Source organism: Vibrio sp. NH-7 (genome assembly GCF_053643215.1).
In genome coordinates, this window is sequence record NZ_CM132187.1 from 334,047 (window position 1) to 359,471 (window position 25,425).

The window sequence follows — 25,425 nt, forward strand, 5'->3', positions numbered from 1 at the left end:
AAAAGTTATAAAACATTCACTTCTATTCTTTCTTGTTATTAAAGAGAGTGGTTAATCTATCATCACGCAATGAATAGGGATGTCGTGACCATGTCTTTAAATAAGAAAGAGTCCTCTACTAACAACGGGCCTTCTCAGCAAGAATTACCTGCCATCGCTGCTCCACTCAATGACCAGCAGCTTGGCTCTCTTCAACAAACCGTATCCGGTCTTTCCTCACAGCAGCTTGCATGGGTAAGCGGGTATTTTTGGGGATTATCGCAGGCTCAGCCTCAAACAACGGGTGCAGCTGCTCCAATTAATCAAGCCGCGGCAGCTGTAGCAGCGAAACCGGCTGGCAAACTGACCATCATTTTTGCTTCTCAAACGGGGAATGCTAAGGGTGTTGCTGAGCAGTTAGAGCAAGAAGCGAAGGCTCAAGGTATTGACGTCGCGCTGTTTGACGCCAGTGATTACAAAGGTAAGAACTTAGCGAAAGAAACGCACGTTATTATCGTGGCATCAACCAATGGTGAGGGCGAAGCGCCTGATAATGCCATAGAGCTGCATGAGTTTTTGCAATCCAAGAAAGCGCCTAAGCTGCCAAATCTGAAATATGGTGTTATTGGTTTAGGTGATTCGAGTTACGAATTTTTCTGTCAAACGGGCAAAGACTTTGACGCCTATCTGGCGAAGCAGGGCGCTAGTGCATTTATTGATCGTATTGATTGTGATGTGGACTACGACGTGCCAGCAGCAGAGTGGCGTGCGAAAGCTCTTGAAACCGTCAAAGACGATCTCGCCTCTGGTCAAGAAGCGGATGTGGTTCAACTACCTGTTGGTCAAGCGGCTGCGGGGCACTCTCAGTACAATAAGCAAAATCCATATACTGCGACCTTGTTAACTAGCCAAAAAATTACAGGCCGTGACTCAGGTAAGGATGTTCGCCACGTAGAAATCGACCTGACGGATTCAGGTCTGACGTACCAACCGGGTGATGCATTAGGGGTTTGGTTTGACAACAGCTCTGAGCTTGCCAATGCCATTCTCGGTAAGGTTGGTTTATCTGGCGTTGAAAGTGTCGAAGTTGACGGTGAAAGCCTCTCTATTCACAGCGCGTTGGTGAGTAAGTTCGAAATCACCGCGGCGAACCCACAATTGGTGGCTAAGTTTGCTGAGCTATCGGGTAGCAAGAAGCTAGAAAAGCTGGTGGAAGACAAAGACAAACTGCGTGAGTACGCAAGTAATACTCAGGTAGTAGATGTCCTTTCTGAAAAGAAAACCAAACTCTCTGCGGATGAACTCATAGGTTTGTTGCGCCGTTTAACTCCTCGCCTGTACTCCATTGCATCGAGCCAGACAGAAGTTGATGAAGAAGTCCATCTGACCGTTGGCTTGGTTGAATACGATAAGGGTGATGAAAAACGCTATGGTGGCGCTTCAAGCTTTTTAGCTCAGCGCTTGGAAGAAGGTGGCGAAGTGAAAGTGTTTGTTGAAAACAACAATAACTTTAAGCTACCGCAAGATGATAACACTCCAGTCATCATGATTGGTCCAGGTACTGGTATTGCTCCTTTCCGCAGCTTTATTCAAGAGCGCGACAATCGTGAAGCAGAAGGCAAGAACTGGTTGTTCTTTGGTGACCGTACCTTTACGCAAGATTTCTTGTATCAAGTTGAGTGGCAAAAGTATCTGAAATCAGGTTTGTTAAATCGCCTAGATGTAGCCTTTAGCCGCGACCAAGCAGAGAAAGTCTATGTCCAACATCGTATCTTAGAAAATGCTGAGCAAGTGTGGCAGTGGCTTCAAGATGGTGCCTATATCTATGTCTGTGGCGATGCTACACGTATGGCGAAAGACGTTCATGAAGCTTTGATTCATGTTGTCGAGCAGCACGGCAAGTTATCACGTGATGATGCAGAAGAATTTATCAATGAATTACGTAAAGCGAAACGTTATCAAAGGGATGTGTACTAATGACTTTTTCTACTGAAAATAATAAGCAAGTCGTACTCGGTGAAGAGTTAGGAAAGCTATCGGATAACGAACGTCTTAAAACGCAGAGCAACTTTTTGCGCGGAACCATAGAGCAAGATCTGCAAGACAAGATCACTGGTGGTTTTACTACGGATAACTTCCAGCTCATTCGTTTCCACGGAATGTATCAGCAAGACGATCGCGATATTCGTAACGAGCGCGCTAAGCAAAAGCTAGAGCCACTGCATAACGTGATGCTTCGTGCACGTATGCCGGGCGGTATTATTAAACCTGAACAGTGGTTGGCGATTGATAAGTTTGCAACCGAACATTCGCTTTATGGCAGTATCCGTCTAACAACGCGCCAAACGTTTCAATTCCATGGTGTACTTAAGCCAAATATCAAGCTAATGCACCAAACGCTAAACAGCATTGGCATTGACTCAATTGCGACTGCTGGCGACGTAAACCGTAACGTACTGTGTACGACTAACCCGATTGAGTCAGAGTTGCACCAAGAAGCTTACGAATGGGCGAAGAAAATCAGTGAGCATCTACTACCTAAAACCAAAGCGTATGCGGAAATCTGGCTAGACGGCGAGAAAGTAGAAACCACCGACGATGATGAGCCGATCTTAGGTAAAACTTATCTTCCTCGTAAGTTCAAAACGACGGTGGTGATTCCTCCGCAAAATGATGTGGATGTACATGCGAACGACCTTAACTTTGTCGCGATTGGTGAGAACGGTAAGCTGGTGGGCTTCAATGTCTTAGTGGGTGGCGGATTGGCGATGACTCATGGTGACACATCAACTTACGCTCGTCGTGCTGACGACTTTGGTTTTGTCCCACTAGATAAAACACTCGATGTGGCTGCGGCGGTTGTGACGACTCAGCGTGATTGGGGCAACCGATCAAATCGTAAGAACGCTAAAACTAAGTACACTCTAGACCGTGTTGGTATTGATGTATTTAAGGCGGAAGTAGAGAAGCGTGCAGGCGTGAAGTTTGGCGAGAGTCGCCCATACGAGTTTACCGATCGTGGTGATCGAATTGGTTGGGTAGAAGGCATCGACGGTAAACACCACTTAGCGTTGTTTATCGAAAATGGTCGACTGTTAGATTTCCCGGGTAAACCACTCAAAACAGGTGTCGCTGAAATTGCCAAAATCCATAAAGGTGATTTCCGTATGACGGCAAACCAGAACTTAATTGTTGCTGGTGTGGCTAAGAGCCAAAAAGCCAAGATTGAGAAAATTGCTCGCGAGCATGGCTTAATAGATGACACTGTAAGTGAGCAGCGCAAAAACTCGATGGCATGTGTGGCATTTCCTACTTGTCCACTCGCGATGGCAGAAGCTGAGCGTTTCCTTCCTCAGTTTGTGACTGATGTAGAAGGCATCCTTGAGAAGCACGGGTTACCTAAAGAAGACAACATTATCTTGCGTGTTACTGGCTGTCCAAATGGCTGTGGCCGTGCGATGTTAGCTGAGATCGGTTTAGTAGGTAAAGCGCCTGGTCGTTACAACCTTCATTTAGGAGGTAACCGTGCCGGTACGCGTATTCCGAAGATGTATAAAGAGAACATCACAGATAAACAGATACTAGAAGAGATTGATCAACTCGTAGGTCGTTGGGCCAAAGAGCGTGAAGCTGGCGAAGGATTTGGTGATTTTGCTATCCGTGCTGGCATCATTCAAGAAGTCAAAGTATCTAAGAGGGATTTGCATGCTTGATTCAATCGCTTCAAAACCAAAGTTAGCAGAGCTTCTCTCATTAACTAAGACAGAGCAAATACTGCAGCTTGGTCAAATTAATGCAGAGTTAGAGCAGCTAACCGCGCAGCAACGAGTAGCTTGGGCGTTAGAAAATCTTGAAGGTCGGTTTGCTGTATCGTCGAGTTTTGGTATTCAAGCAGCGGTTATGCTGCATCTGGTCACTCAGCAAAAACCTGATATCCCCGTGATTCTGACAGATACGGGTTACCTGTTTCCAGAAACATATCGCTTTATCGATCTACTGAGTGAGCAACTCACGCTCAACCTAAAAGTTTATCGAGCAAAAGAGAGTGCGAATTGGCAAGAAGCGAGATATGGCCAGTTGTGGGAACAAGGTATAGAGGGAATTGAAAAATACAACAAGCTCAATAAAGTAGAGCCAATGAGGCGGGCTTTAGATGAGCTAGAAGTCGGGACTTGGTTTTCGGGTCTACGTAGAGAGCAATCTAAATCTAGAGCCAGCTTGCCAATCCTATCGATTCAAAATGGTGTATTTAAATTCCTTCCTGTAATCGACTGGACGAATAAAGATGTTCACTACTACCTAGAGGAGCATGGATTGCCTTACCACCCACTGCGTGATGAAGGTTATCTGTCGGTAGGTGATACGCATACAACCAAGAAGTGGGAGCCAGGAATGAGTGAAGAGGAAACTCGCTTCTTTGGTTTAAAGCGTGAGTGTGGACTTCATGAGGATGATGGCAACGAGCAAGACGGTTCGGGTATCTAGTTTATTCTCTTCTATATATATGAAGAAAGGCCGCAATGCGGCCTTTTCTTTTTGCTAAAAATGGTGATATGTGGATAACTCTGTGGGTATTGTGTTTGCTTTCTAGGGGTAAAGTTGGGTAAATAAGGCTTTGAGCGAAAAATCGGCGTTTAAGCGTTATTTCTGCAATTTTTTCAAAATAACGCTTGCCAATGTGAGCGCGATCTCTATAATGCCTCCTCGTCGACAGGGCAAGAGCTCATAAGGGTTCAAGCGAAGTCGGCGCGGTTTACTAGCCAAGCGGTAACGCTTGAAAAAAAGTTTGAAAAAAGTGGTTGACACTAAACTTTATCTCGCTAGAATGACCGCCTCTTCTGAAGTGATGCGAATCACAAAGAAGAAAGCTCTTTGACAATATAAACCTATCAATCTGTGTGGGCACTCGTTGATGATAATCCAATTAGAAGCTTTAGCTTCAAATTAGGTTTCAATGAAACGAAGTGACCATTGAATCTTCGGATTCAGCACAGTCAATTCAAACATTACTTATGTAATGTTCAGTATTCATTGAGCCGAACAAAATCTTAAATTGAAGAGTTTGATCATGGCTCAGATTGAACGCTGGCGGCAGGCCTAACACATGCAAGTCGAGCGGAAACGAGTTATCTGAACCTTCGGGGGACGATAACGGCGTCGAGCGGCGGACGGGTGAGTAATGCCTGGGAAATTGCCCTGATGTGGGGGATAACCATTGGAAACGATGGCTAATACCGCATAATAGCTTCGGCTCAAAGAGGGGGACCTTCGGGCCTCTCGCGTCAGGATATGCCCAGGTGGGATTAGCTAGTTGGTGAGGTAAGGGCTCACCAAGGCGACGATCCCTAGCTGGTCTGAGAGGATGATCAGCCACACTGGAACTGAGACACGGTCCAGACTCCTACGGGAGGCAGCAGTGGGGAATATTGCACAATGGGCGCAAGCCTGATGCAGCCATGCCGCGTGTATGAAGAAGGCCTTAGGGTTGTAAAGTACTTTCAGCAGTGAGGAAGATGTTGTCGTTAATAGCGGCATCATTTGACGTTAGCTGCAGAAGAAGCACCGGCTAACTCCGTGCCAGCAGCCGCGGTAATACGGAGGGTGCGAGCGTTAATCGGAATTACTGGGCGTAAAGCGCATGCAGGTGGTTTGTTAAGTCAGATGTGAAAGCCCGGGGCTCAACCTCGGAATTGCATTTGAAACTGGCAGACTAGAGTACTGTAGAGGGGGGTAGAATTTCAGGTGTAGCGGTGAAATGCGTAGAGATCTGAAGGAATACCGGTGGCGAAGGCGGCCCCCTGGACAGATACTGACACTCAGATGCGAAAGCGTGGGGAGCAAACAGGATTAGATACCCTGGTAGTCCACGCCGTAAACGATGTCTACTTGGAGGTTGTGGCCTTGAGCCGTGGCTTTCGGAGCTAACGCGTTAAGTAGACCGCCTGGGGAGTACGGTCGCAAGATTAAAACTCAAATGAATTGACGGGGGCCCGCACAAGCGGTGGAGCATGTGGTTTAATTCGATGCAACGCGAAGAACCTTACCTACTCTTGACATCCTCAGAAGCTTGTAGAGATACGAGTGTGCCTTCGGGAACTGAGAGACAGGTGCTGCATGGCTGTCGTCAGCTCGTGTTGTGAAATGTTGGGTTAAGTCCCGCAACGAGCGCAACCCTTATCCTTGTTTGCCAGCACTTCGGGTGGGAACTCCAGGGAGACTGCCGGTGATAAACCGGAGGAAGGTGGGGACGACGTCAAGTCATCATGGCCCTTACGAGTAGGGCTACACACGTGCTACAATGGCGCATACAGAGGGCGGCCAACTTGCGAGAGTGAGCGAATCCCAAAAAGTGCGTCGTAGTCCGGATTGGAGTCTGCAACTCGACTCCATGAAGTCGGAATCGCTAGTAATCGTGGATCAGAATGCCACGGTGAATACGTTCCCGGGCCTTGTACACACCGCCCGTCACACCATGGGAGTGGGCTGCAAAAGAAGTGGGTAGTTTAACCTTCGGGGGGACGCTCACCACTTTGTGGTTCATGACTGGGGTGAAGTCGTAACAAGGTAGCGCTAGGGGAACCTGGCGCTGGATCACCTCCTTATACGATGATTATTGCGATGAGTGTTCACACAGATTGATGGTTTTGAAGCGTAAGCTTCGAGCTATTATTGCTCTTTAACAATTTGGAAAGCTGACAAATCAACAAATTATTGTTGATTGTAAAGTTCTCAATGTTTGTCTTTATGACAAACACCAATACAACACATTCAAGTGTTCTTGGAATTTGAGTCCGGCAAAATCGTGTCTGCACATGTATAAAAATTGCAGACAACTTTGGTTACTAACAAAGACCCTTTGGGGTTGTATGGTTAAGTGACTAAGCGTACACGGTGGATGCCTTGGCAGTCAGAGGCGATGAAGGACGTATTAACTTGCGATAAGCCCAGATTAGGTAGTAAAAACCATTTGAGTCTGGGATTTCCGAATGGGGAAACCCACTTACATAAGTAAGTATCCTGTTGTGAATACATAGCAGCAGGAGGCGAACCGGGGGAACTGAAACATCTAAGTACCCCGAGGAAAAGAAATCAACCGAGATTCCGAAAGTAGCGGCGAGCGAAATTGGACTAGCCCTTAAGCTTTACACGCGTTAGACGAACGGTCTGGAAAGTCCGACGATACAGGGTGATAGTCCCGTAGTTGACGATGTGTGTTCAGTGAAATCGAGTAGGGCGGGACACGTGATATCCTGTCTGAATATGGGGGGACCATCCTCCAAGGCTAAATACTACTGACTGACCGATAGTGAACCAGTACCGTGAGGGAAAGGCGAAAAGAACCCCTGTGAGGGGAGTGAAATAGAACCTGAAACCGTGTACGTACAAGCAGTAGGAGCACCTTCGTGGTGTGACTGCGTACCTTTTGTATAATGGGTCAGCGACTTATATTCAGTAGCAAGGTTAACCATCTAGGGGAGCCGTAGGGAAACCGAGTCTTAACTGGGCGTCGAGTTGCTGGATATAGACCCGAAACCAGGTGATCTAGCCATGGGCAGGTTGAAGGTTGAGTAACATCAACTGGAGGACCGAACCGACTAATGTTGAAAAATTAGCGGATGACTTGTGGCTAGGGGTGAAAGGCCAATCAAACCTGGAGATAGCTGGTTCTCCCCGAAATCTATTTAGGTAGAGCCTCGGACGAATACTACTGGGGGTAGAGCACTGTTAAGGCTAGGGGGTCATCCCGACTTACCAACCCTTTGCAAACTCCGAATACCAGTAAGTACTATCCGGGAGACACACGGCGGGTGCTAACGTCCGTCGTGGAGAGGGAAACAACCCAGACCGCCAGCTAAGGTCCCAAATTATAGCTAAGTGGGAAACGATGTGGGAAGGCTTAGACAGCTAGGATGTTGGCTTAGAAGCAGCCATCATTTAAAGAAAGCGTAATAGCTCACTAGTCGAGTCGGCCTGCGCGGAAGATGTAACGGGGCTAAGCTATAAACCGAAGCTGCGGCAATGACTTTTAGTCATTGGGTAGGGGAGCGTTCTGTAAGCCGTTGAAGGTGAGTTGTAAAGCTTGCTGGAGGTATCAGAAGTGCGAATGCTGACATGAGTAACGATAAAGGGGGTGAAAAACCTCCTCGCCGGAAGACCAAGGGTTCCTGTCCAACGTTAATCGGGGCAGGGTAAGTCGACCCCTAAGGCGAGGCCGAAAGGCGTAGTCGATGGGAAACGGGTTAATATTCCCGTACTTCTTACAATTGCGATGGGGGGACGGAGAAGGCTAGGTGGGCCTGGCGACGGTTGTCCAGGTTCAAGTGCGTAGGCTTGAGAGTTAGGTAAATCCGGCTCTCTCTAAGGCTGAGACACGACGTCGAGCTACTACGGTAGTGAAGTCATTGATGCCATGCTTCCAGGAAAAGCCTCTAAGCTTCAGATTGTAAGGAATCGTACCCCAAACCGACACAGGTGGTCGGGTAGAGAATACCAAGGCGCTTGAGAGAACTCGGGTGAAGGAACTAGGCAAAATGGTACCGTAACTTCGGGAGAAGGTACGCTCTTGACGGTGAAGTCCCTCGCGGATGGAGCTATTGAGAGTCGCAGATACCAGGTGGCTGCAACTGTTTATTAAAAACACAGCACTGTGCAAAATCGTAAGATGACGTATACGGTGTGACGCCTGCCCGGTGCCGGAAGGTTAATTGATGGGGTTAGTGCTTGCACGAAGCTCTTGATCGAAGCCCCGGTAAACGGCGGCCGTAACTATAACGGTCCTAAGGTAGCGAAATTCCTTGTCGGGTAAGTTCCGACCTGCACGAATGGCGTAATGATGGCCACGCTGTCTCCACCCGAGACTCAGTGAAATTGAAATCGCTGTGAAGATGCAGTGTACCCGCGGCTAGACGGAAAGACCCCGTGAACCTTTACTACAGCTTGGCACTGAACATTGACCCTACATGTGTAGGATAGGTGGGAGGCTTTGAACCCGGTACGCCAGTATCGGTGGAGCCGTCCTTGAAATACCACCCTTGTAGTGTTGATGTTCTAACGTTGACCCCTTATCGGGGTTGCGGACAGTGCCTGGTGGGTAGTTTGACTGGGGCGGTCTCCTCCCAAAGAGTAACGGAGGAGCACGAAGGTGGGCTAATCACGGTTGGACATCGTGAGGTTAGTGCAATGGCATAAGCCCGCTTGACTGCGAGAATGACAATTCGAGCAGGTGCGAAAGCAGGTCATAGTGATCCGGTGGTTCTGAATGGAAGGGCCATCGCTCAACGGATAAAAGGTACTCCGGGGATAACAGGCTGATACCGCCCAAGAGTTCATATCGACGGCGGTGTTTGGCACCTCGATGTCGGCTCATCACATCCTGGGGCTGAAGTCGGTCCCAAGGGTATGGCTGTTCGCCATTTAAAGTGGTACGCGAGCTGGGTTTAGAACGTCGTGAGACAGTTCGGTCCCTATCTGCCGTGGGCGTTGGAAGATTGAAGGGGGCTGCTCCTAGTACGAGAGGACCGGAGTGGACGAACCTCTGGTGTTCGGGTTGTGTCGCCAGACGCATTGCCCGGTAGCTAAGTTCGGAATCGATAACCGCTGAAAGCATCTAAGCGGGAAGCGAGCCCTGAGATGAGTCTTCCCTGACCCCTTGAGGGTCCTAAAGGGTTGTTCGAGACTAGAACGTTGATAGGCAGGGTGTGTAAGTGCTGTGAGGCATTGAGCTAACCTGTACTAATTGCCCGTGAGGCTTAACCATACAACACCCAAAGGGTTTTGATGGACTCAATAGAAGAATTACTTGATTGTGTTTTGAGAGCACAAACAGCTTTCCGAATTAAAGAATTTGCTTGGCGACCATAGCGATTTGGACCCACCTGATTCCATGCCGAACTCAGAAGTGAAACGAATTAGCGCCGATGGTAGTGTGGGGCTTCCCCATGTGAGAGTAGGACATCGCCAGGCTTTAATTTTGACTTTGCTTATTTACTAAGCAAGTCACCATAAAGTTCTAAATTATTTTAGAGTTTTATGTTGACTTCAACAGTCAATCGCGTAATATACGCGTCCTGCTTAAGTGCTAAGGCACTGAAAGCAAAGCTCTTTAACAATATAAACCTATCAATCTGTGTGGGCACTCGTTGATGATAATCCAATTAGATACTTCGGTATCAAATTAGGTTTCAATGAAACGAAGTGACCATTGAATCTTCGGATTCAGCACAGTCAATTCAAACATTACTTTATGTAATGTTCAGTATTCATTGAGCCGAACAAAATCTTAAATTGAAGAGTTTGATCATGGCTCAGATTGAACGCTGGCGGCAGGCCTAACACATGCAAGTCGAGCGGAAACGAGTTAACTGAACCTTCGGGGAACGATAACGGCGTCGAGCGGCGGACGGGTGAGTAATGCCTGGGAAATTGCCCTGATGTGGGGGATAACCATTGGAAACGATGGCTAATACCGCATAATAGCTTCGGCTCAAAGAGGGGGACCTTCGGGCCTCTCGCGTCAGGATATGCCCAGGTGGGATTAGCTAGTTGGTGAGGTAAGGGCTCACCAAGGCGACGATCCCTAGCTGGTCTGAGAGGATGATCAGCCACACTGGAACTGAGACACGGTCCAGACTCCTACGGGAGGCAGCAGTGGGGAATATTGCACAATGGGCGCAAGCCTGATGCAGCCATGCCGCGTGTATGAAGAAGGCCTTCGGGTTGTAAAGTACTTTCAGCAGTGAGGAAGGCGGGTACGTTAATAGCGTGCTCGTTTGACGTTAGCTGCAGAAGAAGCACCGGCTAACTCCGTGCCAGCAGCCGCGGTAATACGGAGGGTGCGAGCGTTAATCGGAATTACTGGGCGTAAAGCGCATGCAGGTGGTTTGTTAAGTCAGATGTGAAAGCCCGGGGCTCAACCTCGGAATTGCATTTGAAACTGGCAGACTAGAGTACTGTAGAGGGGGGTAGAATTTCAGGTGTAGCGGTGAAATGCGTAGAGATCTGAAGGAATACCGGTGGCGAAGGCGGCCCCCTGGACAGATACTGACACTCAGATGCGAAAGCGTGGGGAGCAAACAGGATTAGATACCCTGGTAGTCCACGCCGTAAACGATGTCTACTTGGAGGTTGTGGCCTTGAGCCGTGGCTTTCGGAGCTAACGCGTTAAGTAGACCGCCTGGGGAGTACGGTCGCAAGATTAAAACTCAAATGAATTGACGGGGGCCCGCACAAGCGGTGGAGCATGTGGTTTAATTCGATGCAACGCGAAGAACCTTACCTACTCTTGACATCCTCAGAAGCTTGTAGAGATACGAGTGTGCCTTCGGGAACTGAGAGACAGGTGCTGCATGGCTGTCGTCAGCTCGTGTTGTGAAATGTTGGGTTAAGTCCCGCAACGAGCGCAACCCTTATCCTTGTTTGCCAGCACTTCGGGTGGGAACTCCAGGGAGACTGCCGGTGATAAACCGGAGGAAGGTGGGGACGACGTCAAGTCATCATGGCCCTTACGAGTAGGGCTACACACGTGCTACAATGGCGCATACAGAGGGCGGCCAACTTGCGAGAGTGAGCGAATCCCAAAAAGTGCGTCGTAGTCCGGATCGGAGTCTGCAACTCGACTCCGTGAAGTCGGAATCGCTAGTAATCGTGGATCAGAATGCCACGGTGAATACGTTCCCGGGCCTTGTACACACCGCCCGTCACACCATGGGAGTGGGCTGCAAAAGAAGTGGGTAGTTTAACCTTCGGGGGGACGCTCACCACTTTGTGGTTCATGACTGGGGTGAAGTCGTAACAAGGTAGCGCTAGGGGAACCTGGCGCTGGATCACCTCCTTATACGATGATTATTGCGATGAGTGTTCACACAGATTGACATGGTTTAGTTCAGAGCAAAGGATTGGTTCTGCATAGAATGCTGAAGCAATTTATGTGGGGCTATAGCTCAGCTGGGAGAGCGCTTCGCTGGCAGCGAAGAGGTCATCGGTTCGATCCCGATTAGCTCCACCACTAGTTTTACATCCTACTGTGTCCCGTTCGTCTAGAGGCCTAGGACACCGCCCTTTCACGGCGGTAACAGGGGTTCGACTCCCCTACGGGATACCATTTTTAAGTGCATTTTTAATAGTGCTTTTAAAAATGGTTACTTCTTAGAAGTGATTAGCTCTTTAACAATTTGGAAAGCTGACAAATCAACAAATTATTGTTGATTGTAAAGTTCTCAATGTTTGTCTTTATGACAAACACCAATAAACACATTCAAGTGTTCTTGGAATTTGAGTCCGGCAAAATCGTGTCTGCACATGTATAAAAATTGCAGACAACTTTGGTTACTAACAAAGACCCTTTGGGGTTGTATGGTTAAGTGACTAAGCGTACACGGTGGATGCCTTGGCAGTCAGAGGCGATGAAGGACGTATTAACTTGCGATAAGCCCAGATTAGGTAGTAAAAACCATTTGAGTCTGGGATTTCCGAATGGGGAAACCCACTTACATAAGTAAGTATCCTGTTGTGAATACATAGCAGCAGGAGGCGAACCGGGGGAACTGAAACATCTAAGTACCCCGAGGAAAAGAAATCAACCGAGATTCCGAAAGTAGCGGCGAGCGAAATTGGACTAGCCCTTAAGCTTTACACGCGTTAGACGAACGGTCTGGAAAGTCCGACGATACAGGGTGATAGTCCCGTAGTTGACGATGTGTGTTCAGTGAAATCGAGTAGGGCGGGACACGTGATATCCTGTCTGAATATGGGGGGACCATCCTCCAAGGCTAAATACTACTGACTGACCGATAGTGAACCAGTACCGTGAGGGAAAGGCGAAAAGAACCCCTGTGAGGGGAGTGAAATAGAACCTGAAACCGTGTACGTACAAGCAGTAGGAGCACCTTCGTGGTGTGACTGCGTACCTTTTGTATAATGGGTCAGCGACTTATATTCAGTAGCAAGGTTAACCATCTAGGGGAGCCGTAGGGAAACCGAGTCTTAACTGGGCGTCGAGTTGCTGGATATAGACCCGAAACCAGGTGATCTAGCCATGGGCAGGTTGAAGGTTGAGTAACATCAACTGGAGGACCGAACCGACTAATGTTGAAAAATTAGCGGATGACTTGTGGCTAGGGGTGAAAGGCCAATCAAACCTGGAGATAGCTGGTTCTCCCCGAAATCTATTTAGGTAGAGCCTCGGACGAATACTACTGGGGGTAGAGCACTGTTAAGGCTAGGGGGTCATCCCGACTTACCAACCCTTTGCAAACTCCGAATACCAGTAAGTACTATCCGGGAGACACACGGCGGGTGCTAACGTCCGTCGTGGAGAGGGAAACAACCCAGACCGCCAGCTAAGGTCCCAAATTATAGCTAAGTGGGAAACGATGTGGGAAGGCTTAGACAGCTAGGATGTTGGCTTAGAAGCAGCCATCATTTAAAGAAAGCGTAATAGCTCACTAGTCGAGTCGGCCTGCGCGGAAGATGTAACGGGGCTAAGCTATAAACCGAAGCTGCGGCAATGACTTTTAGTCATTGGGTAGGGGAGCGTTCTGTAAGCCGTTGAAGGTGTGTTGTAAAGCATGCTGGAGGTATCAGAAGTGCGAATGCTGACATGAGTAACGATAAAGGGGGTGAAAAACCTCCTCGCCGGAAGACCAAGGGTTCCTGTCCAACGTTAATCGGGGCAGGGTAAGTCGACCCCTAAGGCGAGGCCGAAAGGCGTAGTCGATGGGAAACGGGTTAATATTCCCGTACTTCTTACAATTGCGATGGGGGGACGGAGAAGGCTAGGTGGGCCTGGCGACGGTTGTCCAGGTTCAAGTGCGTAGGCTTGAGAGTTAGGTAAATCCGGCTCTCTCTAAGGCTGAGACACGACGTCGAGCTACTACGGTAGTGAAGTCATTGATGCCATGCTTCCAGGAAAAGCCTCTAAGCTTCAGATTGTAAGGAATCGTACCCCAAACCGACACAGGTGGTCGGGTAGAGAATACCAAGGCGCTTGAGAGAACTCGGGTGAAGGAACTAGGCAAAATGGTACCGTAACTTCGGGAGAAGGTACGCTCTTGACGGTGAAGTCCCTCGCGGATGGAGCTATTGAGAGTCGCAGATACCAGGTGGCTGCAACTGTTTATTAAAAACACAGCACTGTGCAAAATCGTAAGATGACGTATACGGTGTGACGCCTGCCCGGTGCCGGAAGGTTAATTGATGGGGTTAGTGCTTGCACGAAGCTCTTGATCGAAGCCCCGGTAAACGGCGGCCGTAACTATAACGGTCCTAAGGTAGCGAAATTCCTTGTCGGGTAAGTTCCGACCTGCACGAATGGCGTAATGATGGCCACGCTGTCTCCACCCGAGACTCAGTGAAATTGAAATCGCTGTGAAGATGCAGTGTACCCGCGGCTAGACGGAAAGACCCCGTGAACCTTTACTACAGCTTGGCACTGAACATTGACCCTACATGTGTAGGATAGGTGGGAGGCTTTGAACCCGGTACGCCAGTATCGGTGGAGCCGTCCTTGAAATACCACCCTTGTAGTGTTGATGTTCTAACGTTGACCCCTTATCGGGGTTGCGGACAGTGCCTGGTGGGTAGTTTGACTGGGGCGGTCTCCTCCCAAAGAGTAACGGAGGAGCACGAAGGTGGGCTAATCACGGTTGGACATCGTGAGGTTAGTGCAATGGCATAAGCCCGCTTGACTGCGAGAATGACAATTCGAGCAGGTGCGAAAGCAGGTCATAGTGATCCGGTGGTTCTGAATGGAAGGGCCATCGCTCAACGGATAAAAGGTACTCCGGGGATAACAGGCTGATACCGCCCAAGAGTTCATATCGACGGCGGTGTTTGGCACCTCGATGTCGGCTCATCACATCCTGGGGCTGAAGTCGGTCCCAAGGGTATGGCTGTTCGCCATTTAAAGTGGTACGCGAGCTGGGTTTAGAACGTCGTGAGACAGTTCGGTCCCTATCTGCCGTGGGCGTTGGAAGATTGAAGGGGGCTGCTCCTAGTACGAGAGGACCGGAGTGGACGAACCTCTGGTGTTCGGGTTGTGTCGCCAGACGCATTGCCCGGTAGCTAAGTTCGGAATCGATAACCGCTGAAAGCATCTAAGCGGGAAGCGAGCCCTGAGATGAGTCTTCCCTGACCCCTTGAGGGTCCTAAAGGGTTGTTCGAGACTAGAACGTTGATAGGCAGGGTGTGTAAGTGCTGTGAGGCATTGAGCTAACCTGTACTAATTGCCCGTGAGGCTTAACCATACAACACCCAAAGGGTTTTGATGGACTCAATAGAAGAATTACTTGATTGTGTTTTGAGAGCACAAACAGCTTTCCGAATTAAAGAATTTGCTTGGCGACCATAGCGATTTGGACCCACCTGATTCCATGCCGAACTCAGAAGTGAAACGAATTAGCGCCGATGGTAGTGTGGGGCTTCCCCATGTGAGAGTAGGACATCGCCAGGCTTCCAATTTATTTTCACTTTTTTAAAAAGTGAAGACAAAAGATGGACACTTGCTTGATAGCAAGTACGCCACTGCGGAGTGGTAGTTCAGTTGGTTAGAATACCGGCCTGTCACGCCGGGGGTCGCGGGTTCGAGTCCCGTCCACTCCGCCACTTATTTAACCCGATGCGAAAGTGTCGGGTTTTTTAATGCCTGTAACAAATATCCTTTTTTGGGAATCAAATACCTCAAAGGGGTTGGCCGAAATTTTTAACCTTAGTCACTTTTAGAAGCCCTGCTAGAAATAGCAGGGCTTTCGTCGTTTTTGGACACAAATAAAACCTTTGTACTTATCTTGCTTGTGGTTTTTACTCTGCTTCATTTGCGCTCTAAATGACCCACCCTTATCAACAATTCTATGTGGAAAGATAGGTAAAAAGAGCTAACTTTAGTTTATAGACTGGAGGTCAGTATGAAGACAGAGCAACTAGTATGGAATGGTCAAGAATCATTGGATCTCTCGTCTGTTTCGATCATCGATACTCCCAATACGTTATTAATGATCTATGGCTTACTTAATGAACATGTATCGACACTGTTAAAACAACATTTTCCTCAATCACACATGATAGGTTGCTCCACGTCTGGAGAGGTAAGTAACGGTGGCGTTATGGATAATTCTCTAATCATTACCTTTGTTCAGTTTGAGAAAACCGCGATTAGAAAATCGGCTCGATACTTAATTGATTTTCAGGGTTCGTGTAAAGCACTTGGAAGTGCATTAGCTAGCGATTTGTTGTCTGAAGATTTACGACACATATTTGTTCTGAGTGATGGCCTTCAGGTCGATGGAACATATCTTGTAGATGGATTTAAAAGTGTATTACCCGACCATATAAAAGTGACCGGAGGTTTAGCCGGAGATTGTGTAAATTTTGCAGAAACTCAAGTTTATACAGAAAATACCAGAGGCTCAGGGCTAGTTGCTGCGATTGGTTTATATGGGAATGACCTAGAAATTAGCTATGGTTCTCGTGGTGGGTGGTGCTCGTTTGGGATGGAGCGTAAGGTTACTCGTTCGGAGGGGAATGTTCTTTTTGAACTGGATAATCAAAATGCACTTGAGGTTTATCACAGCTATTTGGGTGACTTAACTAAGGAGCTCCCATCTAGCGGATTAAGGTTTCCATTAGAACAGAGAAAGACACAAAACTTGTTAGGACTTTATGGGCCACGGACGACAGTAATGGCTCAATTGTCTCCGCCCGTCATACCCCACATCTTCTGTCGCCCCAGGCATAGGGAAGTCGTGTTTTAGAAAGGTTTTTGGCAACGTGTTTATTGATCAAATTGAAACAAAAGGCAGCGCTAATAGGCTGCCTTCTGGTCATTCAAACTTGCGCGGTGCTCTACTTTTGTGTCTCTTCAATAGAATCTTTGTCTATCTCTTTCTGAGCGAGCTTCGCTTTTTCAATCATAGGAGTAATGGTTGAACCTTGAATCAATATAGAGAATACGACAACCGAATATGTCATTACCAAGATGATTTCTTTTACATCAATAAGCTTATCTTGAATCACCCAAATGCCAGAAGGAATCGATAGTGCCATTGCAAGTGCGAGACCACCTCTGAGGCCGCCCCAAGTTAAGATGTTTATAGAATACGGGTTATATTGACGGTAGCGCTTAAAGCCAATGTAAGACAAGAATACGCTTATGTAACGCGCCGAGAGAACGAGCGGCACAGAGAAAGCCATCAAAATCCAGTCTTCTTTGTGGAACTCAAACAGCAGCATCGACATGCCGATCAACAAGAAAAGTACACCGTTGAGGAATTCATCAATTAGCTCCCAAAAATGATCGAGGTGATCTTCACTCTCTTTGGAAAAGCCAATAAAGCGTGTCCAGTTGCCAATCATAATACCCGAGACGACCATGGCTAAAGGACCAGAGACGTGCAGCACTTCAGCAAATGCGTATCCAGCGGTTGGAATACCAATCGTCAATAAGAGCTCCATTGAGTGATCATCAGTTGCGCTAATCAAGTAGTGAAACAGTAAACCTAGGGCGAAGCCATAAGCGATGCCGCCAATGGCTTCTTGAACAAACAGCATGCTGACACTGCCAACGGTCGGTGCTTCGCTTCCAAAAGCGATGGTATATAGAGTGACAAAAATCACTAACCCAAAGCCATCATTAAACAGCGACTCTCCTTCGATTTGGGTAGAAATTCGTTTTGGTGCATTGAGCTTTTTAACGATGGCCAGTACTGCAATCGGGTCTGTTGGAGAAATCAATGCACCGAACAATAAGCAGTAGACCAAATTAAATTGGATCCCGATGAGTTGGCAGAATCCATATAACGCAAAACCAATAAAGAAGGTAGAGAACAAGGTTGCCCCTAAAGCAAGTACGGTGATTTCCCACTTTTGATCTTTCAAGTTCGGCAGTTTGATGCCTAGTCCGCCAGCAAACAACAGGAAACCTAAGATCCCTTTGAGCAAAAAATCTTCGAAGTTAATGCTCGACATTGTCTTCGAAGCAATTTCTGTTAAGTGGAACCAATCATTTTGACCTGCGACCAAGATGAGTAACGATAAAATCATTGAGCCAGCAGTGATGGCGATTGTCGTTTGCATTTTTCCTATCTTGCTGTTTATGAAAGCAATCATCATCGCAGCAGCGGATAGAAAACATAGGGTGTAGTAGACCGACATAAAACTCTCTACATGTAACAAAGTGTGAATAAGAATTTTGTTCCTAGCATGCTTAAATAGCAAACACTTTTTTGTCATGGAAGAGTGATAAATTTAGTTGTTTTAGACGTCTAGACTCCTTTAATTTGTGTGATAGGATGGAGAGATAATTAAAGGAATGAGGCTGTACTGTGGGAAGTAATGTAAGACAACAGATTGAAGCTCAATTAAAGCAACGTATCTTGCTGATTGATGGTGGTATGGGCACCATGATTCAGGGATACAAACTTGAAGAGCAAGACTATCGAGGAGAGCGCTTTGCGGATTGGCATTGTGATCTAAAAGGCAACAACGATTTGTTGGTGCTCACTCAGCCTCAATTGATTAAGGAAATTCACAGCGCTTACTTAGAAGCAGGCGCTGATATTCTTGAAACCAACACCTTTAACGCGACGACGATTGCGATGGCTGACTATGAGATGGAAAGCCTGAGTGAGGAAATTAACTTTGCCGCAGCAAAGCTTGCGCGTGAAGCTGCTGATGAGTGGACGGCAAAAACGCCAGAGCGCCCACGTTATGTCGCGGGTGTGCTTGGTCCAACAAACCGTACTTGTTCTATCTCCCCTGACGTAAACGATCCGGGCTATCGTAATGTCAGCTTCGATGAGCTTGTTGAAGCTTATTCAGAATCAACTCGAGCGCTGATCAAAGGTGGCTCTGATCTTATTCTGATCGAGACTATCTTCGATACACTTAATGCTAAAGCTTGTGCCTTCGCGGTTGATAGCGTCTTCGAAGAATTAGGTATTGAGTTACCAGTGATGATCTCCGGTACCATTACCGATGCTTCTGGACGTACGCTTTCTGGTCAAACAACGGAAGCCTTCTATAACTCTCTTCGTCATGTTAACCCTATTTCATTTGGTTTGAACTGTGCGCTTGGTCCTGACGAACTGCGCCCGTACGTAGAAGAGCTTTCTCGTATTTCGGAATCTTTTGTTTCTACTCACCCAAATGCGGGTCTACCGAACGCTTTTGGCGAGTATGACCTTTCGCCAGAAGATATGGCAGAACACGTTAAAGAGTGGGCGGAGAGCGGTTTCCTCAACCTAATTGGTGGTTGTTGTGGCACCACGCCAGAGCATATTCGCCATATGGCAATGGCCGTTGACGGCGTGAAACCTCGAGATTTGCCTGAGCTTACGGTTGCGTGTCGTTTATCCGGTCTTGAGCCTCTTACGATTGAAAAAGAGACGCTGTTTATCAACGTGGGTGAGCGCACTAACGTTACTGGTTCTGCTCGCTTTAAACGTCTGATCAAAGAAGAGCTCTACGATGAAGCGCTGGAAGTTGCTCGCCAGCAAGTTGAGAACGGCGCTCAGATCATCGATATCAACATGGATGAAGGCATGTTGGATGCAGAAGCGTGTATGGTGCGCTTTCTAAATCTATGTGCCTCTGAGCCAGAGATCTCCAAAGTGCCAATCATGGTCGACTCTTCTAAATGGGAGGTCATCGAGGCGGGGCTGAAGTGTATTCAGGGCAAGGGCATCGTGAACTCCATCTCTTTGAAAGAAGGTAAAGAGAAGTTTGTTGAGCAAGCAAAACTGATTCGTCGATATGGTGCTGCTGTGATCGTAATGGCATTCGATGAAGTTGGTCAGGCAGAAACACGTGAGCGTAAGTTAGAAATCTGTACTAACGCTTATCGTATTTTGGTTGATGAAGTCGGCTTCCCACCAGAAGATATCATCTTTGACCCGAACATCTTTGCGGTTGCGACGGGTATCGAAGAGCACAACAACTATGCCGTGGATTTCATCGAAGCGGTTGCCGACATTAAGCGCGACTTGCCTCACGCGATGATCTCTGGTGGTGTGTCTAACGTTTCCTTCTCATTCCGCGGTAATAACTACGTCCGTGAAGCGATTCACGCGGTATTCCTATACCACTGCTTTAAAAATGGTATGGACATGGGCATCGTGAACGCGGGTCAATTAGAGATCTACGATAACGTTCCTGACAAACTGCGTGAAGCGGTAGAAGACGTGGTTCTTAACCGCCGTGATGATTCGACCGAGAGGCTACTTGATATCGCGGCAGAATACGCAGGTAAAGGCGTCGGCAAAGAAGAAGATGCTTCTGCATTAGAGTGGCGTACTTGGACGGTAGAGAAGCGTCTTGAACATGCGTTGGTTAAAGGCATTACGGAGTTCATTGTCGAAGATACCGAAGAAGCTCGCCTTAATGCCTCTAAGCCACTGGAAGTAATCGAAGGTCCATTGATGGACGGCATGAACGTGGTGGGTGACTTATTTGGTGAAGGTAAGATGTTCCTTCCTCAGGTAGTGAAATCAGCGCGTGTTATGAAGCAAGCTGTAGCACACTTAGAGCCCTTTATTAATAAAGAGAAGCAAGTGGGCTCTTCCAACGGTAAGATTTTGTTGGCTACGGTAAAAGGTGACGTTCACGATATCGGTAAGAACATTGTTGGCGTGGTTCTGCAATGTAACAACTACGAGATCATCGATCTTGGCGTAATGGTGCCATGTGAGAAGATCCTCAAGGTAGCCAAAGAAGAAAACGTCGACATCATTGGTCTTTCTGGATTGATCACTCCGTCCCTTGATGAAATGGTGCATGTCGCCAAAGAAATGGAGCGTCTTGATTTTGATCTCCCTCTTCTGATTGGTGGTGCAACAACATCCAAAGCGCATACGGCGGTCAAGATTGAGCAGAACTACAAACATCCTGTGGTTTACGTCAATAACGCTTCTCGTGCGGTTGGTGTATGTACTTCATTACTTTCAGACGAACTTCGTCCTGGCTTTGTTGAGAAACTGGACGTGGACTATGAACGCGTACGTGATCAGCATAACCGCAAGAAGCCGCGCACCAAGCCTGTTACTTTAGAAGAAGCGAGAGCGAACAAAGTCGCGATTGATTGGGATAAGTATACGCCTCCTGCTCCTGCGAAGCCGGGCATCCACATTTTTGATGACTTTGAAGTGTCTACTTTGCGTAAGTACATCGACTGGACACCTTTCTTTATAACTTGGTCATTAGTCGGTAAATACCCAACAATCTTTGACCATGAAGAAGTGGGTGAAGAGGCGCAGCGCCTGTACAAAGATGCTAACGAACTATTAGATCGTGTTGAGCGTGAAGGCTTACTCAAAGCACGAGGTATGTGTGGTCTGTTCCCTGCTGCAAGCGTGGGTGATGATATTGAAGTTTACACTGATGAATCTCGAACAGAAGTGGCGAAAGTGCTGCATAACTTGCGCCAGCAGACGGAGAAACCAAAAGGCTTCAACTACTGTCTGTCTGATTATGTTGCCCCGAAAGAGTCTGGTAAGCGCGATTGGGTTGGTGCTTTTGCAGTAACTGGTGGTATCGGTGAGCGTGAACTTGCCGACGAATACAAAGCACAGGGTGATGATTACAATGCCATCATGATTCAAGCGGTAGCGGACCGTCTGGCGGAAGCATTTGCTGAGTATCTACATGAGCGCGTGCGTAAAGAGATTTGGGGTTACGCTGCGGATGAAGCTCTGTCGAATGAAGACCTGATTCGTGAGAAATACCAAGGTATTCGTCCTGCTCCTGGCTACCCAGCATGTCCAGAGCATACTGAGAAAGGACCGCTTTGGGAGCTTATGAATGTTGAAGAAAACATTGGAATGTCACTGACATCGAGCTATGCAATGTACCCAGGTGCATCCGTTTCGGGTTGGTACTTCTCGCATCCTGACTCTCGTTACTTTGCGATCGCTCAGATCCAAGAGGATCAAGTGGAAAGCTACGCAGCTCGCAAAGGTTGGGATATGCTAGAAGCTGAGAAGTGGTTGGGACCAAACATTAACAGCTAACTATCTATTGGCTAGATGTCGATAAAAACAAAAGCGCAGTATCATTGATACTGCGCTTTTTCGTTTCTGCTATTTCGCCCTTAAATTAGGATCGTTGCGAGGCCTAAGAAAACCGATAGACCAATCACATCGGTGACGGTGGTTAGTGCCATACCGCCTGCTAGGGCAGGGTCGATATTCATCTTCTTCAACAGAATCGGAATAGTTACCCCAGCAATGCCCGCGACCAGTAGATTGGTTAACATCGCGGCTGAGATAATACCTCCCAACATCCAGTTACCCTTCCAAGCAACGACGATACCACCAATAATCAGCGCCCACATAATGCCGTTAAGGAGGCCGATCGCAGCTTCTTTAATAAGCAGTTCTCGTTTGTTTGAGTCACCGATATGCCCAAGAGCAAGACCACGGATGACCAGTGCGACAGTCTGGTTTCCTGCAACACCTCCCATTGATGGAACGATAGTCATTAGAACGGCGATAGCTGCCATTTGATCTAAGGTTGCCTCAAACATATTGGAGACCGACGCCGCAGCGAGGGCTGCGAGTACGTTGGCGCCCAGCCAAATACTTCGCTTCCGTGCTGATTTTACGACTGGTGCGAAAGTATCTTCGTCATCATCCATACCCGCCATACTCATCATTGAGTGTTCCGCATCTTCACGAATGACATCGACTACGTCATCGATGGTAATACGACCGACTAGATGCTGGTTTTCATCTATGACAGGTGCTGAAACCCAGTTACGGCGCTCGAATAGACTTGCGATATCAGAATCACTCATGGTGACGTCAATCGCTTCATCAGCGTCTTCCATCACATCACTGATTTTTACATCGGGCTGGGTTGTGATGAGCGTGGTAATCGGAAGCTCACCAATCAGTCGGCTCTCTTCGTCAATGACATACAAAGCATCTGTTGCTTCTGGTAGTTCGCCTTTCATACGTAGGTAACGCAGGACAACATCGACATCGACATCACCACGAATGGTGATGACGTCGGTATTCATCAAACTACCAGCGGTATCTTCAGGATAGGAGAGGGCGGTTTCGACCAATAGACGCTCTGCCGCATCCATTTGCGATAAGACTTCTCTGGAAACGTCGTCAGGTAAGCTACGCAGTACATAGGCTACGTCATCCGTTTCCATCCCTTCCGTTGCTTCCGCGAGCATTTCTGGTGCCATCTTAGACACCAAGTCATCTTTGACATCCTCGTTGAGCTCGTCGAGGATTTCACCATAATCTTCTGGATCGGTAAGTTGCCAAAGAACTTCACGGCTTTTACGCGGAGAGGCCTCTAATAGATGGGCAATGTCTTCAGGTTCCATGTCCTGTAATTGACGACGAACATGAACAAAGCGGCCATTTTCTAGAGCTTCTGTAACTTCTTGGAGGGCTTGGTGAGCTTGGTCAAATTCAATTTGCTCTGCCATTGATTCCCCCTGACTCTATTTATCTACAATGCGGTGAATAGTAACTTAATTTTACAATCTATTTAATAAGTTAATGTGAAGGAGAGGAAATTTGTCAATGAAGAGGTATTAATCGTCTTCTTCGAACTTTGCTTCGATAAGTTGGCAAACGGCTTCAAGAGCTGGGTGGGCGTCTGCACCTTCAGCGCTAATGGTGACATGTTCGCCTTGAGCTGATTCAAGTAGTAGCAATCCCATCACGCTATCTGCAGTGGCTTCTTTCCCTTCATGGTTTTGAATGGTTAGCACGGAGTCAAAAGATTGAGCCAATTCAACAAGCTTTACAGCAGCACGAGCGTGAAGGCCTAAACGGTTTTGGATTAGAACGGTTCGACTCTGTTGCTGCATGATGTTATTCCTTGTGGTTTTGCTCTAACGACGCATGACGGATCTGCACTTGGTGGCCCATCTCAGCAAAGTATTCGCCAATTTGTTGGGTTAAATATACAGAGCGGTGTTTTCCGCCAGTGCAGCCAATCGCTACGGTTAGGTAGCTGCGGTTATTTTTCTCGAGGAGTGGTAGCCAGTGTTCAATGAACTTTTGAATCTGTTGTTTTAGCTCCATCACATCAGAGTGACTTTCCAAAAATGACTTGATTGGCGCATCTAAGCCCGTCAATGGTCTTAGGTCTGGCTCCCAATGTGGGTTTGGCAAGAATCGAACGTCAAACACATAGTCCGCATCATTGGGTAGCCCGTATTTGAAGCCGAATGATTGAAAGACCATAACGAGGTCTTTACGCTCTCGCCCCTCTACACGCATACGAACGGTTTCACTCAGTTCATGCAGAGATTGATTACTGCTGTTGATCACTAGATCAGCATGCTCTTTTAACGGAGAGAGGATCGCGCGCTCTTTCTCAATCGCTTGTTCGAGTGATGTGTTTTCTAGGCTGAGTGTCAAAGGGTGGATGCGACGTGTTTCGCTGTAGCGTTTCAGCAAGGTTTCTTTGTTCGCATCTAGGAACAACACACTGACATCAGAGCTTTGTTTTAGCTGAGTTAAAACATCCTCAACTAAATTTGGTTCGGCAGGTAGGTTGCGGATATCAATGCTTACCGCGACATTTTGTTTGCTTGATTGAACCGATTGAACAAACGCATCCAACATATCGACGGGTAAGTTGTCGACACAGTAGTAGCCAAGATCTTCTAGAACACGAAGCGCGACGCTTTTACCCGCGCCTGAGTAACCACTTACTACAATCAGACGCATTATTGGCTAACCATAATGTCGTAAAGCTCTTGATCTGATTGAGCCTTGCGAAGTTGTTTGAGGACCTGTTTGTCGTTTAATCGTTCGGCCATGCTAGAAAGGGTTTTTAAATGCTCTTTACATTGAGCGTCTGGGACGAGGAGAGCAAAAAGTAGGTCAACAGGTCGATTGTCGATGGAGTCGAACTCAACAGGAGATTCGCATTGAATTAATACCGCCACGGCTTTGTCACTCGACTGCATACGAGCATGGGGAATGGCTATTCCATTTCCAATGCCAGTACTGCCCATCTTCTCTCGGCTGAGCATGCATTCAAATAGTTCGGTGGAGTTTTGGCCTGTTTTTTCAGCGACAAGTTCACTGATCATTTCTAGGGCTCGTTTTTTACTGGTGCACTGAACTGCACTTTTCGTGCAGTCCAGTGTAAGGATTTCGCTTAATTGCATGGTGGTTAGTGAGCGTTTAGCTTCTCTTTGTGCTTGTTTAGCTGTCGAACAAGTTTGTCGACTAGGGAATCAATAGCGGCATACATGTTTTCATCATCTGAAGAGGCATGAATCTCACCTTGATTTACGTGAAGGGTAGCTTCTGCGATTTGACGGACTTTTTCAACTTTTAAAACAACATGAACGCTGTTGATATGGTCAAAAAAGCGCTCCAGCTTTTGAAACTTTTCATTAACATAGTCTTGCATTGAATCTGTTAGATCAACGTGGTGGCCATTAATATTGATTTGCATAGACTTTCCTTCTCGGTTAAA

11 protein-coding genes, 3 tRNA genes and 6 rRNA genes are annotated in these 25,425 nt (G+C 47.5%); 14 read left to right on the top strand and 6 right to left on the bottom strand.

Annotation, left to right across the window (positions count from 1 at the left end; all coding sequences use genetic code 11):
• Positions 1–90 precede the first annotated feature (90 nt).
• From ACUALS_RS01750 to ACUALS_RS01810, 13 genes are all read left to right on the top strand, one after another.
• Positions 91–1,956, top strand: a complete 1,866-nt coding sequence (locus ACUALS_RS01750) for an assimilatory sulfite reductase (NADPH) flavoprotein subunit (RefSeq protein ID WP_454448732.1) — start codon at positions 91–93, stop codon at positions 1,954–1,956.
• A complete protein-coding gene (gene cysI / locus ACUALS_RS01755; RefSeq protein WP_454448733.1) occupies positions 1,956–3,692 on the top strand; it encodes an assimilatory sulfite reductase (NADPH) hemoprotein subunit in 1,737 nt (578 codons plus the stop codon). The genes ACUALS_RS01750 and cysI overlap by 1 nt, the downstream gene beginning before the upstream one ends.
• Positions 3,685–4,464, top strand: coding sequence for a phosphoadenylyl-sulfate reductase (locus ACUALS_RS01760; protein ID WP_038139347.1), 780 nt, complete (start codon positions 3,685–3,687; stop codon positions 4,462–4,464). The genes cysI and ACUALS_RS01760 overlap by 8 nt, the downstream gene beginning before the upstream one ends.
• Positions 4,465–5,029: 565 nt before the next feature.
• Positions 5,030–6,581, top strand: a 16S ribosomal RNA gene (locus ACUALS_RS01765).
• Between the two features lie 266 nt (positions 6,582–6,847).
• Positions 6,848–9,736: ribosomal RNA gene (locus tag ACUALS_RS01770) — 23S ribosomal RNA — on the top strand.
• A gap of 90 nt (positions 9,737–9,826) precedes the next feature.
• Positions 9,827–9,942 (top strand): 5S ribosomal RNA (gene rrf, locus ACUALS_RS01775).
• 318 nt (positions 9,943–10,260) lie between these two features.
• A 16S ribosomal RNA gene (locus tag ACUALS_RS01780) occupies positions 10,261–11,812 on the top strand.
• Between the two features lie 95 nt (positions 11,813–11,907).
• Positions 11,908–11,983, top strand: a tRNA-Ala gene (locus tag ACUALS_RS01785).
• 20 nt (positions 11,984–12,003) lie between these two features.
• Positions 12,004–12,079, top strand: a tRNA-Glu gene (locus ACUALS_RS01790).
• 253 nt (positions 12,080–12,332) lie between these two features.
• Positions 12,333–15,221: ribosomal RNA gene (locus ACUALS_RS01795) — 23S ribosomal RNA — on the top strand.
• Positions 15,222–15,311: 90 nt separating this feature from the next.
• Positions 15,312–15,427, top strand: a 5S ribosomal RNA gene (rrf, locus tag ACUALS_RS01800).
• The 16S, 23S and 5S rRNA genes sit together here with 3 tRNA genes alongside, the layout of an rRNA operon.
• A 75-nt stretch (positions 15,428–15,502) precedes the next feature.
• A tRNA-Asp gene (locus ACUALS_RS01805) sits at positions 15,503–15,579 on the top strand.
• A 299-nt stretch (positions 15,580–15,878) separates the two neighbouring features.
• Positions 15,879–16,724, top strand: a complete 846-nt coding sequence (locus ACUALS_RS01810; protein ID WP_454448734.1) for an FIST signal transduction protein — start codon at positions 15,879–15,881, stop codon at positions 16,722–16,724.
• Positions 16,725–16,815: 91 nt separating this feature from the next.
• Here the strand turns inward: ACUALS_RS01810 and ACUALS_RS01815 are convergent, their stop codons facing one another.
• Positions 16,816–18,201, bottom strand: a complete 1,386-nt coding sequence (locus tag ACUALS_RS01815) for a cation:proton antiporter (protein ID WP_454448735.1) — start codon at positions 18,199–18,201, stop codon at positions 16,816–16,818.
• Positions 18,202–18,293: 92 nt separating this feature from the next.
• Here ACUALS_RS01815 and metH point away from each other — a divergent pair, with 92 nt between their 5' ends.
• Entirely contained in the window at positions 18,294–21,974 is a 3,681-nt protein-coding gene (metH, locus tag ACUALS_RS01820) for a methionine synthase (RefSeq protein ID WP_454448736.1), read from the top strand.
• 80 nt (positions 21,975–22,054) lie between these two features.
• Here metH and mgtE read toward each other — a convergent pair whose 3' ends face one another.
• The 5 genes from mgtE to hpf form a co-directional block, all read right to left on the bottom strand.
• Positions 22,055–23,410 (bottom strand): magnesium transporter, encoded by a 1,356-nt coding sequence (gene mgtE, locus ACUALS_RS01825; RefSeq protein ID WP_005476239.1) that lies wholly within the window; start codon positions 23,408–23,410, stop codon positions 22,055–22,057.
• Between the two features lie 108 nt (positions 23,411–23,518).
• Positions 23,519–23,797 carry an HPr family phosphocarrier protein gene (locus tag ACUALS_RS01830; protein ID WP_005476226.1) on the bottom strand — a complete coding sequence of 93 codons (279 nt, stop codon included), beginning with the start codon at positions 23,795–23,797 and terminating at the stop codon, positions 23,519–23,521.
• Between the two features lie 4 nt (positions 23,798–23,801).
• Complete coding sequence (gene rapZ / locus ACUALS_RS01835) at positions 23,802–24,665, bottom strand: RNase adapter RapZ (protein WP_005476229.1); 864 nt, start codon at positions 24,663–24,665, stop codon at positions 23,802–23,804.
• Positions 24,665–25,111, bottom strand: a complete 447-nt coding sequence (gene ptsN, locus ACUALS_RS01840) for a PTS IIA-like nitrogen regulatory protein PtsN (RefSeq protein ID WP_038137895.1) — start codon at positions 25,109–25,111, stop codon at positions 24,665–24,667. Before ptsN ends, rapZ begins: the two co-directional genes overlap by 1 nt.
• Positions 25,112–25,116: 5 nt before the next feature.
• Positions 25,117–25,404, bottom strand: a complete 288-nt coding sequence (hpf, locus tag ACUALS_RS01845) for a ribosome hibernation promoting factor (RefSeq protein ID WP_005476246.1) — start codon at positions 25,402–25,404, stop codon at positions 25,117–25,119.
• Positions 25,405–25,425: the final 21 nt, after the last annotated feature.

What these genes read in the sequence shown, in the direction of transcription:
- ACUALS_RS01760 (WP_038139347.1), top strand. Translation starts at nt 3,685, where the DNA reads ATGCTTGATTCAATCGCTTCAAAACCAAAGTTAGCAGAGCTTCTCTCA.
- mgtE (WP_005476239.1), bottom strand. Translation starts at nt 23,410, where the DNA reads ATGGCAGAGCAAATTGAATTTGACCAAGCTCACCAAGCCCTCCAAGAA.
- rapZ (WP_005476229.1), bottom strand. Translation starts at nt 24,665, where the DNA reads ATGCGTCTGATTGTAGTAAGTGGTTACTCAGGCGCGGGTAAAAGCGTC.
- ACUALS_RS01830 (WP_005476226.1), bottom strand. Translation starts at nt 23,797, where the DNA reads ATGCAGCAACAGAGTCGAACCGTTCTAATCCAAAACCGTTTAGGCCTT.
- ptsN (WP_038137895.1), bottom strand. Translation starts at nt 25,111, where the DNA reads ATGCAATTAAGCGAAATCCTTACACTGGACTGCACGAAAAGTGCAGTT.
- ACUALS_RS01810 (WP_454448734.1), top strand. Translation starts at nt 15,879, where the DNA reads ATGAAGACAGAGCAACTAGTATGGAATGGTCAAGAATCATTGGATCTC.
- ACUALS_RS01750 (WP_454448732.1), top strand. Translation starts at nt 91, where the DNA reads ATGTCTTTAAATAAGAAAGAGTCCTCTACTAACAACGGGCCTTCTCAG.
- hpf (WP_005476246.1), bottom strand. Translation starts at nt 25,404, where the DNA reads ATGCAAATCAATATTAATGGCCACCACGTTGATCTAACAGATTCAATG.
- ACUALS_RS01815 (WP_454448735.1), bottom strand. Translation starts at nt 18,201, where the DNA reads ATGACAAAAAAGTGTTTGCTATTTAAGCATGCTAGGAACAAAATTCTT.
- cysI (WP_454448733.1), top strand. Translation starts at nt 1,956, where the DNA reads ATGACTTTTTCTACTGAAAATAATAAGCAAGTCGTACTCGGTGAAGAG.